The following is a 12,162-nucleotide window of genomic DNA, read 5'->3' on the forward strand; positions in this document are numbered from 1 at the left end:
TCAGCCGTTATTTTTCAATGTTTCAAATGTCGTTTTATCGCAAGCACGCACTAGCTTCCCTATCAATTCACGGGCTGCGGCATAATCATCGATATGAATCATCGACGCATGTGTATGAATATAGCGGGAACAAATGCCAATCACTCCACTTGGGATTCCTTCATTGGCAATGTGGACTTTCCCTGCGTCCGTTCCACCTTGAGAAACGAAATATTGATAAGGAATATCATTCGATTCTGCCGTATCGAGGATGAATTCCCTCATGCCGCGATGAGTAACCATTGTCCGGTCTAGTATACGCAATAGAGCACCTTTACCCAGCTGCCCAAATTCATTCTTGTTGCCAGACATATCATTTGCCGGGCTGGCATCCAAGGCAAAGAAGATATCCGGTTTGATCATATGAGCAGCCGTTTGGGCGCCACGTAATCCCACTTCTTCCTGGACCGTCGCTCCCGAATATAAAATATTCTGTAATTTTTCATCCTTCAAATCTTTCAGTAGTTCAATCGCAAGGCCGCAACCATAGCGATTATCCCATGCTTTAGCAAGGATTTTCTTCTCATTGGCCATCGGTGTGAAGGGACAAATCGGGACAATCTGCTGACCAGGCCTAATTCCGATTCTCTTTGCATCTTCTTGATCATCTGCACCGATATCAATCAACATATTCTTAATATCCATAGGTTTCGAACGCTGCGATTCCTCAAGCAAATGTGGAGGGATGGAACCAATGACCCCAATTACCGGCCCGTTGTCCGTGATAATTTCCACTCGTTGCGCCAATAGCACCTGGCTCCACCATCCTCCAAGAGGTTGGAAGCGGATCATGCCATTGTCCGTAACGGAAGTGACCATGAAGCCCACTTCGTCCATATGACCGGCCACTAGTATGGTAGGGCCTTCTTCATTTCCTCTTTTTACACCAAAGATGCTTCCGAGGCGGTCCTGTACGATTTCATCTGAATACTTCTCAAGCTCACTTCTCATAAAATTACGCACGGCATGCTCATTTCCAGAAGCACCCGGTAATTCCGTCAATGTTTTAAATAGTGTTAAAGTCTCCTGATCCATATCTCTACCCCTTAACTCTTTTATTTCTTATTTATTTTACAGAACTTAGACGATAGTTACCACCTAGCATGTTTAAATTTATCAGCTAATGGGTAAAATTTCAAATCGTTAGTCAAAGAAAGAGTTCTTATGTATACTAGAAAGAGTGAGTAATAAAAAGCAATGGAGGAGAAATTCATGAATTGGAAAACATTTTTATTAGGAACTGCAGCCGGTTTCGCTACAGGCTATGCAACAAAACAAATTTTGGAACAATCAACTAAGCCTTCTCCGGACAAAGTTTTGGCACAAGTAAAGGAAACAGTTAAAAAAGATGGAAACATATATGGATCGTGGATTTTAATGAAACCTGAAAGCTATCAAAAAAATGAGCTCGATTATCAAGTATACAAAGGTGGCATCACTAGAAATACCGATGGCAACCGAGAACAATTCGAGTTTGTTGCCGATGCTTCAACTGGGACGATATTAGAATTGAACGCACAACATGATTGACCAAAAAAGGAGGCGATCCATATCGCCTCCTTTTTTGATCTTACCGTTTCCGTTTCACTTCATCCTTCATCTCTTTCCCTGTTTCATCCCACCTGATCGCACGATACTGGGCATCGTGGTAAAAGCTGTACCAGGCACCATTCTCCAGGCCATACTTCATCCACTTTTCTTTGGCCGAGATAGAGGTCATCGGATAATCATCATATGCGAGTACCCAAAGGACATTAGCATGGGCATGTGTCGGCATGATATCCGCCATATGAATCAGCTTGTCCTTACCATCTTCGATCAAAATGATGGCATGCCCATCACTATGTCCGCCCGTATGAATCATTTTAATGCCAGGCGTGATTTCACATTCCCCTTCAAAGGGATGGACAAGTTGGCTGATTGCCTCCCAGTTTTCCTTCCAATATGTACTTTTTGAACGGATATTGGGATATTTCATTTCATCCCATTCGATTTGAGACGTGATGATTTCGGCACGTTCGAAAACCGGGATCAATAGGTCACCTTCATGCTTCGTTAAGCCGCAGGCATGGTCGAAGTGCAGGTGGGTCATCAAGATGTAATCGATTTCATTCGGTGCAATTCCAAGTGAAGCTAAATCTTCAATAAGCCTGGATTCTTCCGTCACACCAAAATTCCGTTTCTGCTTGTCGTTCAGCTTTCCATTGCCAATTCCGGAATCTATCAGCATATTTAACCCGTTCGCTTGAACGAGTATCGGATCTGTCCGCAATTCTATCTGGTTATTTTCATTGACAGGATATTTCTTGGACCAAAGCGGTTTCGGTACAACACCAAACATTGCGCCACCATCCAAGTGAGTCACTCCGCCATTCAGCCATGTCAATTTGATTTCCCCTATTTGTAAAGTTTCCATTTTATCCCCTCCCCATCCAGTTTAACATCTACTTCCATTTATTGAAATTGATATCATGTAACACTTTAACAACCACTGCGAGGTAATAACAAACAGTTTGACGATACAAAAAAACCAGACGCCCATTCGCCTGGTTTTCTTGTATACCTTATTGGAATTTGGCTTCCATACGATAAATCACGTTGCCTTTACTTGAGAATTTCTCTTCATATTCCGTCATGATGTTGCCTTCAAAATCACTGTTATGCAAGTCAAGGCTCACATATTTCAACAGCATGCCATACTCGGAAATACTTTTCAAGGAAGACTCGAACAGACCTTGATTATCCGTTTTAAAGTGAATTTCCCCTTGATCCGGAAGAATGCTTTCATACGTTTCCAGGAAGGTTTTATACGTTAACCGCCGCTTCGCATGACGGGATTTCGGCCATGGATCGGAGAAGTTCAAATACACGCGAGCCACGTCACCCTTTGCAAAATAATCGGTCAGATTTGCTGCATCAACATTCAGCAGCTTTAAATTTGGCACTTCTGCTTCAATAAGCAAATCGAGTGCCGCAACGATGACGCTTCTATATACTTCAATTCCAATGAAATTCACATCAGGATGGGCTTTTGCCATTTCTGTAATAAAACGGCCTTTTCCCGTACCTACTTCAATATATAACGGATTATCGTTACCGAATACTTCATGCCATTTACCTTTATGGCTCACTGGCTGCTGAATCACATATTGTGGAAATTCATTCAAACGGTCTTCAGCCCAAGGTTTATTTCTTAAACGCATGATGACACCCCTATTTATAATATAATCGTTCAAACCATAACACGGGAATATCGATTCCCGCAAGTTGATTTTTCGGTTAGCGGATGGCATCTTTCCCCATTAAAGAAAAAAACTGCCGGCCATCCAGGCGGCAGTCTGTGATTATCATGTATAAAACTTTTTGCAACACACACCATAATCATGAGAACTATTTGATTTCACTACTTGAAAGGAGAGATTGTATGCCGCTTTCCGAAGAAAACCAATTAAATCTGTTAAAAGATATTCTGTACAACCAAAACATGGACTCCAGTGGTTCCGTTGCTGAATGTGAACAAGTAGAAAGACTGGTCAAATCATTGATGATCAATGCGGATATTGATCAAAATGTAAAAACGATACTGAAAGAAATATATGAATACAGTCAAATGGGGATCGGATCCCCAGACTTAGAAGCGCATATTACCTCCCATCAGGACAACTTGTCCCAATGGGTCGATGACATCGATCAATTTAATTAACCGGCCATTAATAGTGCTTCCAGTTTCATTAGTAAATCATCTCTTTCTTCATAACGTTTTCTGTCATGATGCCATTGGATGGAAAGCACCAGTTGGGAAACTGTATGCCATTTCATCCTCATCTCCAAGCCAGCATCAAGTTTCTTACCATAGCGTGCTAGCCATTGTTCCCACTCGCTCCGTGGAACATAGGAATAAAGCAACATGCCCAAATCGATGGCTGGGTCAGCAATTACCGGACCATCCCAATCAATTAAAAACAACCCATCGTTTTCGGTCATAAGCCAATTATTATGGTTCACATCACCATGGCACACCACTTTTTCATCGCATTCAATCAATAGTAGATTGTTCTCAAGAAAATGACTGGCTTGTTTAATAATCTGAAGGTTCATTACTTCTGTAGATAAACCATCTTCTATATCTGTAAGTATACTTTCAGGTCGTAAAGGATTTTTACCAAGCCTTTTGAGCATGCTTAATAAAGGGTCGGATTGATGAATTTTCTGAAGCAGTTTGGCAACCCTTTCTTTGGCCATTTCTGCTTGAGTTAGCTCCCTACCTTCCATCCAATGCTGGGCCGTAATTACATCCCCATTTGCGAGGCGTTTTGTCCACACTAATTTTGGAACAATGCCCTCAGCTGAAAGAACAGCTAAAAATGGCGATGAATTTCGTTTCAGGAACAGCTTTTGTCCGTCTTTCTCGGCAATGAAAGCTTCTCCTGTAGCTCCTCCAGCAGGGGATATATCCCACTCCTGACCTAATAAATGTTCCAACTGGCTCACCTTCAATTTCCTCGCTTAATCATACAAATGTAAGTACGTTCACCTAGTGTATGTAATACCACTAACTAATGTTTATTAAAAAACCCGCCACCTGGCGAAGCTGCATGTATACGTGCATCGGAATTCATATCCCGTAATTAAAAACATCATCTTTTTTTAAGAAAATAAAAAATAGCTATTGAGCAATCTTACAATAGCCATAAATTAAATTTTAGTTGAAAAATGGTTTCTTCGTCAAGTACTATAAAACGATTATACCCATAAAACAAGTACAAAGGAATCATTTCAAAACGGCTAACGATCATTGGCCCTTGAACATGACACAAATTTTCTCCTTCAGGATCCCTACTTCTACCTCATCCATCCCAACATTTTCTCCATCTCCCTGAACTTTGGCAGCCCGAAAATCCTTTACGGATATCATTTCCCCAGAAAAAGAATCCACATTTTTGATGTTTAGGTGACCTCCCCTTAAAACTGTCAGAAACACCGTCAATAACTTCAAAAGCGAAAGTTGATGACCTGAAAGTACCTCAAATATGCCATCATCTGGCCTTGACTTCGGGGAAATTTTCATGAAGCCTCCAAGATAAGGCTGGTTTGCGAAGACAATGAACCCTACCTTTTCGAACGTGTGCTCTTTTCCATCAATCGTCAATTCCATAGGGGCCTGGATTGTGTGTAAATAATTTTCTGATGAAAATGAATAGATAGATTAATTTACCCGATTTGAGAAAGTTAAACCATTTACTTAAAGGGGGCCGGTCCACTTCATAGGGAATTTTGTCATCAATCCCTATTCCTATGCTATTCATAAAATAGCCGCTATGCCTACTTGTCTTGTGCTGACCGATGTCCAAGTTCTACTGATATCAAGGTAAAATAGTGAAAGGGCTGCTTCTAGATTTGTCGTTTGCTGTACCCCTCTTACAATCATTGCCGGAACCTCCTGGAATGGAGCCAAGAACCGCATGGGGAAATGCATATGCTCCATTTATGACTTCGTGTAAGGTTCCATCTCCTCCAACCGCTATGATCCTTGTTTTCTGATTTGTTTACGAGAGAATCTCTTTGGTCCATCTTATAGCTTGCCCTTTTGCTTCCGTGAAAAAAATTCATAGGGAACATTTTCAGATTTCAGTATGTCCTCAGCTTTTTTCCACATGTTCAGGCTACCTTAATTCCCAGCCACTGGATTCACTAAAAAAATAGTTTCGTTAAGGCTCTGCATCCTTATTTCCCTCTGTTTTTTGTTGATCGCCATCCCATTCCGGTCGCATGCTTGAAGTCGTTTGGCAATAATCCAACAATGCCTGTGCCCCTTTTAGCTGTTGCGCCTTAAGCGGGGATGAGATCGACCGCATCCTGTCAAACCATTCTGGAAAAGTCCGCTTATCCAATAAATCAATGTCGTATGGAGTCTCCGGGTAATCCATATAGCCATTCCGCGAAAGGACCACTTTTTTTATCGGTAGATTCACTTCGTATAGCTCAAATAACTGAGAAACAATACTTCCCATCCGGTTAACGGCCAAGAAAGGATTGAGAACTTTTTTGTCCGGATATTTATGATGGCGCCGTAGCCAAAATCGATCACTCGATCCAACAAAGGCTGCGTCTTCTTCCGCTTCGAGAAAAGTGATGCACCATACATCCACCGGCGTTAGCAAAATGACATCGACTTCAATCGGAGCATTTTTCAATAGAAAGATAGGTTTATATAAAACAAGAAATGTATCAGGAAAACGCTGCAGGAAAAAGCGGAGTTTTTCTTCTAGAAAGAATGATTGGTCCACATAAGACCTTTCACGAAGCGTTGAGCTGCCCCATTTCATTTGAAAGCGAAGTAACTGGTTTAAGAAATTCTGCTTAAGTTCATCCAAGTTCGCTGGATTTGCTGGGACCCTTAACGAAAAGACATTATGATTGATCACGGGGTCTGGTATATGAATTTCTTCGGCCTCTTTCTCTTGACCGTCCGACCGTTGGAACAATCCCTTTACTTTACGGAAGAGCCCCTTTGGCTCTTCCTCCGTCGTCGCGCCTTTGAACAGGGTTTGTTCTTCAGCCGGTTGACTGTACAGCTGTTCTAGCTCACCAGCGTGATAGGCAGCCTGCAGTTTATCCCACTGTTGTTTTTTTAACTTTGCAAATTGTGACGGATATCGATAAATATCCTGCTCATACCGGGAAATATAATCCTGTATTTTTATGAGCTGTGCCATTCAACCACCACCCATCTTCCTCTATTATTGAAGGTTTATTGTATAGACTGGTTCGTATGAGGGGGATGCCCCAATATGTGTCTGATAAAGGGCTATTTGGGAAGCTTGAAATGCTTTCGCTTCCGGATTTGCCAGCTGACGGGCCTCATTGATGGAAAAAGGGGTTTCGCCCTCGAATTTCCTGGCCAGTGTAATATGCGGTTTGAACGGTTTTTTGTCCAATTCAAAACCTGCCTCTACGCACGATGCATATATTTTCTTTTGGATGGAGGTCAGCCTTTCCTCCTGTTTGACGCCTGCCCACAAAATACGCGGGCTCTCTTTTTTACCAAAAACATCGATGCCCTCTACCTCGAGCTCAAAGGCCTGTTCACTGGCGAGTGCACGTTTTATTCTTTCCAACGCCTCTTGTTTCATTGTATCTTCGGCATTTCCCAGAAATGCCATCGTAATATGATAATCGGCTGGATGTAACCATTTCTTAAATGGAAACGCCGATTTCACTTCATCTGTCTGGTTATGTAAATGACGCTTAATACCTTCTGGCAGTACTAAAGCAAAGAAAAAATGAGTATTCATCGGACACTAACATCCCTTCCCGTTTTCTATATAATTTTACCATAATTTCCACGCAAAAACTTCCCTAGTAGCATCAAACCCTGAGCCCTTATCAGTCTCCCCTTCCCCCCATTATTCATGCCCCCTTATGACTACCACAAAACGTATATCCATCATCCTTACATTAGACTACCCCCGCTTTTTACACCTTCCATTGGAAAGCAAAAGAGAAGGACCATCAGCTGGTCCTCCCCTTTTCTTTATCCGATTTTAATCGCATTACCCTAGTAGAGTCTCATATAGCAAAAACAGGTTCAGTCCGATAATGAGGACAGCGATGATCCAGGCACAGCCCGACGTCACTTTGTGATTGACTAGATTGCCCATGATTTTCTTATCACTTGTAAACCGTATGAGCGGAATGAGGGCAAATGCAATCCCAAACGATAGTACGACTTGACTCATTACGAGCGCCTTGGACGGATTCACTCCCATCAAAATGATCACTAATGGCGGAATCGTCGTGATCAGCCTTCTTAAATAAATTGGGATATGTTTTTTAATGAATCCCTGCATGACCACATCCCCTGTGAGCATACCGACGGACGAGCTTGATAGACCGGCAAACAATAAGCCGATTCCAAAAAACATGGCAACAGATGGCCCTAGCATCAAGGCAAATTGGTCATAGGCCACATCCAAATCTTCTACTAGCACCCCACTTTTATGAAACAATGCAGCTGAAACCACTAGCATGGCAGCATTGATGGCACCCGCTATGAGCATGGCAATGACGATATCAATAAACTCAAAACGAAAAATCTGTTTCCGTTCCATTTCGTCCTTCCCAACAATTCGTTTTTGCGTCAGAGAAGAATGTAGGTATATTGCATGTGGCATGACAGTCGCCCCAAGCATCCCAGCTGATAGCAAGATGCTATCGACTCCTTCAAACTTGGGTGTGAGAAGACCCATAAGGAGCGCTGAGGTATCTGGTTTCGCATAAAATACTTGAGCGCCAAAAGCTAACACCACCACGAATATCATCCCTGTGATCAACGCTTCGAATGTACGGTATCCTCTACGCTGAAACTCTAAAATGGCAAATGACCCGATTGCTGCAATTATCGCAGAAGTGATAAGCGGAAGGTCGAACAGTAAATAAATCCCGAGTGCGGCTCCGATAAACTCGGCTAAATCCGTCGCCATTATGACGATTTCGGCTTGGATCCATAAAAAGAACGATGACTTTTTGGAAAATGTCTCACGGCATAGTTCAGGAAGGTTTTTCCCTGTTGCTATTCCTAATTTTGCAGACAAGGACTGTATCAAGACCGCCATTAAATTGGAGGCAAGAATAACCCATAATAACGTATAGCCATATTTCGAACCCGCGGCAATGTTCGTTGCGTAATTCCCTGGATCAATGTATGCAACGGCGGCTATAAAAGCTGGCCCTAAAAAGGGGAACAGCTTTTTAAATCCTCTCGTATCTCCATGTAAAGAAGACATGCACTCCAACTCCTTTTTATACGCGGCTTAAAAAGTTGCGCATGGTAAACTTTTGATATTAAAAAGTATATGCCTGTAGTTTGAAAATGTCAAAATGGACGCTTACTAAAAAAGGACCGTTTTTGGAACGGGTTCATGGGTATGTCGCGTTTCGAAATGTACACATAAAAATCCCCCTGCCTCCATTCGGACAGGGGGATTCGGAATTTATTCAGTTAAACTACCACATTGTCGCTCGATTTCCTGTGTAAATAACTTTTGTAGTTGGAGCGTAATGCTTCCGACCTTTCCATCCCCGATCAATTGACCATCGATTGCGGTAATCGGTGTGACTTCAACGCCTGTACTTGTATACAGAACTTCATCTGCATTCATCATGTCCGAGAGGGTGAACGGTTCTTCCACATAAGAAATGCCATTATCGTTGCACAGCTTAAGTAGGATCTGGCGGGTAATCCCGTTCAGAATCAGATTCGTTGCCGGGTGCGTCTTCAGCGTACCCTTCACGATGATGGCCACATTGGATGAACTTCCCTCCGTAACCGTTCCATCCCGATGTTGGATCGCTTCGTCACAGCCTGCTTCAACGGCTTGCTGCTTAGCCAATATATTACCTAGCAAATTCAAGCTCTTGATATTGCAACGTAACCAGCGGATATCCTCGACCGTAACGGCTTTGACTCCAGGATTACTTCCTATATATGGCATGCCCTTGGTATAGGCGACAAAAACAGGATCCACTTCCCCTATTGGAAATGCGTGATTACGGGGCGAAATGCCTCTCGTCAATTGCATATAGACGATACCATATTCCAGATTCTCTGCAGTGATCAGTTCTTTTGTCTTCTCCTTGATCTCTGCCACTGTAAAAGGAACCTTCAGTTGAATCAGTTTCGCGCTGTCCATGAGTCGGTTAAGGTGCATATCGGCTGCAAATAGTTTTCCGTTATAAACCCGGATGACTTCATAAACACCATCGCCGAACTGGTATCCTCGATCCTCGACATCTATCTGGATGGCAGGCCGGTCTTTCAATTCACCGTTATAAATGATCTTCCCCATGTCTTACTCCTTCTTAACCTCTTATTTGGCTAGTTCATGAATGGCACGGGCATAAATGGCCGTTGCCTTCAGCATATCTTCTATATCGATATACTCATCCTTTTGGTGCGCGATATCCTCACTGCCTGGGAATAGGGGGCCGAATGCGACGCCTTCTTTCAATGAGCGGGCATATGTTCCACCACCGATGGATAGGAGCTCCGCTTGTTCACCCGTTTCCGCTTCATACACTTCTTGCAGCGTCTTGATCAAAAAGCTATCGCTGTTCACGTAGTGAGGTGTGGAAAGCGAATCGGACTCCACACGTAGATTATAGGTGGAAAGTTTTTGTTCTAATGCCTCTTTTTGCTGTTCCCATTCATATGTGACCGGATAACGCATACTGAATCCGATGGAGCTATCACCTTGTTTCGAATAATTGAATGTACCGGCATTGATTGTCAATTCACCCGTTTGTTCATCGGTATACGCGACACCCAACTTATTTCCACGGGAATCCTCAAATAGATAATCCTTAATGAAGGTAAAATAGGATTTCGCATGTGGATCAAGCGTTAAGTCCGCTAAGAATACCGCTAAATGTAAACCGGCATTGACTCCATTTTTCGGTTCCATCGCATGTGCAGAAACACCGTTCAGTTCGAAAAGGACTTGATTTTTTTGTGGCACGGCTTGTCCCTTCAACGAATATCTTTGCAAATAATTCTCGTAAGTTGCCACGATATCCGCAGGATTGGCCGCTTCCACAATGGCCTTTGCAAAATCGGGTACCATGTTCGTTCTTCGGCCTGAAGTGAATTCCAATACATTCACCTCAGAGTTCGTTCCGGGGCCTGCATCCGCTCGCTGAATGATGGAAAAATCCCAAATCCCTTTTTCCGCACTGATAATGGGGAAGTCTGCATCCGGTGCAAAGCCCATGGACGGCATTTCTTCCACTTCGAAATAACGATCGACACAACGCCAATCTGATTCCTCGTCCGTACCAATGATCATCCGTACGCGCTTGTTCAGTGGCTTTCCAAGCTCTCGGACAAGTTTCATGGCATGATAAGCAGCCATCGTCGGGCCTTTGTCATCGATTGCCCCACGCGCATAAATCCGTCCATTGCGAATTTCAGCGCCAAAAGGATCTGAGCTCCAGCCATCTCCTTCAGGAACTACATCGACATGACATAAAATTCCGATTAGCTCCTCACCCTCACCCATTTCAATATGTCCCGCAACATTATCGACATTTTTCACGGTAAATCCGTCTTTTTCCGCTAACTGAAGCATATAGTCCAATGCTTCCTTAACCCCTTCACCAAATGGAGCTTCTTCCGTTGCTTGACTCTCATCCAATACACTTTTAATCTTCAATAAGTTCTGCGTATCCACCAAAAGGTCCATTTTACGTTTTTCTACTTCTTCACGCCAATTCATTTCATTCAAATCATGACAACTCCCTTATTCATATATTTCTCATTTTATCACTTTTTCTATATATCTCGCCAAGTGTTGGTATCTTTCTTTCTTATTCCCGTAACGCGACGCTCGTAAAACAAATTCGGTATAGCTATGAAAGTGAAGAAATATAGGATACTTTGATAAACAGGAAAAAGACTCGCTTCCATTATTAGAACGAGCCTTTTTCTCTATGTACCAAGGGGTTGGATTAGGTCAAGACGCCAATGAAATATCCGACAGCCGTAAATACCAAGCACCAACTGAATGCCCCCACGCCTGCAAAGATACAATATTTTCTTTTACCCATTCCATTCATTCCTGAAAAATAACTGGCAAAATGGCGGATGCCCGGTATGAAATAGGCTATGATAATGGTCCAAGGTCCGTATATATTGAACCACTTCTCTAGCTTCTCAAGCCTTGTGGGCGTCATCCGAACCCATTTCCCATGTTTTCTTAAAAAAGGCTTGCCAATCTTTTTACCAATGAAATAACTGATCAGCATCCCTGAAATCGAACCTAGAAAACTGACAAAGAAGGCACCTTGTACATTCAAAACAGAAATCGATGCCAAATAACCCACGAAAGTCATCATGAATTCATCGGGTACCGGCAGCCCGATCATCCCTAGCGCCAGAAGTCCATATATCGCAAAATAACCATAGTTTGAAATTAATTCTTTTACCATGTCCATTCTTTGTACTCCATCTCAGACACCCATGTAAGAAGCAATCCAATTTTCGGTACGGGTCTGGTTAACGTGATTACTTCTACATTATAGAATAACCTAATTAAACCCAAATGAGTTGTTTTTCTTAAAAAAATT

Annotated in this window: 14 protein-coding genes and 1 pseudogene; 2 read left to right on the forward strand and 13 right to left on the reverse strand. The window is 42.6% G+C overall.

Features of this window, described 5'->3' with window-relative positions:
• Window positions 1–1,074: a M42 family metallopeptidase gene (locus tag ACIQXN_RS01250; protein WP_402960929.1), complete on the reverse strand. Its 1,074-nt coding sequence runs from the start codon at window positions 1,072–1,074 to the stop codon at window positions 1–3.
• 177 nt (window positions 1,075–1,251) lie between these two features.
• Here ACIQXN_RS01250 and ACIQXN_RS01255 point away from each other — a divergent pair, with 177 nt between their 5' ends.
• Window positions 1,252–1,569 carry a PepSY domain-containing protein gene (locus ACIQXN_RS01255; RefSeq protein WP_402960931.1) on the forward strand — a complete coding sequence of 106 codons (318 nt, stop codon included), beginning with the start codon at window positions 1,252–1,254 and terminating at the stop codon, window positions 1,567–1,569.
• A 40-nt stretch (window positions 1,570–1,609) separates the two neighbouring features.
• Here ACIQXN_RS01255 and ACIQXN_RS01260 read toward each other — a convergent pair whose 3' ends face one another.
• On the reverse strand, window positions 1,610–2,455 hold the full coding sequence (locus ACIQXN_RS01260; protein ID WP_402960933.1) for a YtnP family quorum-quenching lactonase: 846 nt from the start codon (window positions 2,453–2,455) through the stop codon (window positions 1,610–1,612).
• Window positions 2,456–2,603: 148 nt separating this feature from the next.
• Window positions 2,604–3,242 (reverse strand): tRNA (guanosine(46)-N7)-methyltransferase TrmB, encoded by a 639-nt coding sequence (trmB, locus tag ACIQXN_RS01265; RefSeq protein ID WP_402960935.1) that lies wholly within the window; start codon window positions 3,240–3,242, stop codon window positions 2,604–2,606.
• Between the two features lie 221 nt (window positions 3,243–3,463).
• Here trmB and ACIQXN_RS01270 point away from each other — a divergent pair, with 221 nt between their 5' ends.
• A complete protein-coding gene (locus tag ACIQXN_RS01270) occupies window positions 3,464–3,742 on the forward strand; it encodes a YtzH-like family protein (RefSeq protein WP_402960937.1) in 279 nt (92 codons plus the stop codon).
• Here ACIQXN_RS01270 and ACIQXN_RS01275 read toward each other — a convergent pair.
• The 10 genes and pseudogenes from ACIQXN_RS01275 to ACIQXN_RS01320 all read right to left on the reverse strand — a co-directional run bounded on the left by ACIQXN_RS01275 (window position 3,739) and on the right by ACIQXN_RS01320 (window position 12,030).
• Window positions 3,739–4,521, reverse strand: coding sequence for a phosphotransferase (locus ACIQXN_RS01275; protein ID WP_402960939.1), 783 nt, complete (start codon window positions 4,519–4,521; stop codon window positions 3,739–3,741). The genes ACIQXN_RS01270 and ACIQXN_RS01275 overlap by 4 nt on opposite strands.
• A 310-nt stretch (window positions 4,522–4,831) precedes the next feature.
• Window positions 4,832–5,194, reverse strand: coding sequence for a diacylglycerol/lipid kinase family protein (locus ACIQXN_RS01280; RefSeq protein WP_402960941.1), 363 nt, complete (start codon window positions 5,192–5,194; stop codon window positions 4,832–4,834).
• 147 nt (window positions 5,195–5,341) lie between these two features.
• Complete coding sequence (locus tag ACIQXN_RS01285; protein ID WP_402960943.1) at window positions 5,342–5,467, reverse strand: hypothetical protein; 126 nt, start codon at window positions 5,465–5,467, stop codon at window positions 5,342–5,344.
• Window positions 5,468–5,507: 40 nt separating this feature from the next.
• Window positions 5,508–5,567: pseudogene (locus tag ACIQXN_RS01290) on the reverse strand (hypothetical protein); the annotation flags it as partial.
• Between the two features lie 180 nt (window positions 5,568–5,747).
• Window positions 5,748–6,755, reverse strand: a complete 1,008-nt coding sequence (locus ACIQXN_RS01295; protein WP_402960945.1) for an NERD domain-containing protein — start codon at window positions 6,753–6,755, stop codon at window positions 5,748–5,750.
• Between the two features lie 24 nt (window positions 6,756–6,779).
• The gene (gene thpR / locus ACIQXN_RS01300; protein WP_402960948.1) at window positions 6,780–7,334 is read right to left on the reverse strand and encodes an RNA 2',3'-cyclic phosphodiesterase; all 555 of its coding nucleotides are present in this window, start codon (window positions 7,332–7,334) and stop codon (window positions 6,780–6,782) included.
• Window positions 7,335–7,592: 258 nt separating this feature from the next.
• Window positions 7,593–8,825: an Nramp family divalent metal transporter gene (locus ACIQXN_RS01305; protein WP_402960951.1), complete on the reverse strand. Its 1,233-nt coding sequence runs from the start codon at window positions 8,823–8,825 to the stop codon at window positions 7,593–7,595.
• Between the two features lie 207 nt (window positions 8,826–9,032).
• Window positions 9,033–9,887, reverse strand: coding sequence for a D-amino-acid transaminase (gene dat / locus ACIQXN_RS01310; RefSeq protein WP_402960953.1), 855 nt, complete (start codon window positions 9,885–9,887; stop codon window positions 9,033–9,035).
• Between the two features lie 21 nt (window positions 9,888–9,908).
• Window positions 9,909–11,321, reverse strand: a complete 1,413-nt coding sequence (gene pepV, locus ACIQXN_RS01315; protein WP_402960955.1) for a dipeptidase PepV — start codon at window positions 11,319–11,321, stop codon at window positions 9,909–9,911.
• A 223-nt stretch (window positions 11,322–11,544) separates the two neighbouring features.
• A complete protein-coding gene (locus ACIQXN_RS01320) occupies window positions 11,545–12,030 on the reverse strand; it encodes a DedA family protein (RefSeq protein WP_402960957.1) in 486 nt (161 codons plus the stop codon).
• Between the last annotated feature and the right edge of the window lie 132 nt (window positions 12,031–12,162).

The organism is Peribacillus sp. NPDC097295, from assembly GCF_044761665.1.
In the GTDB taxonomy this organism is placed as follows: Bacteria; Bacillota; Bacilli; order Bacillales; family DSM-1321; genus Peribacillus.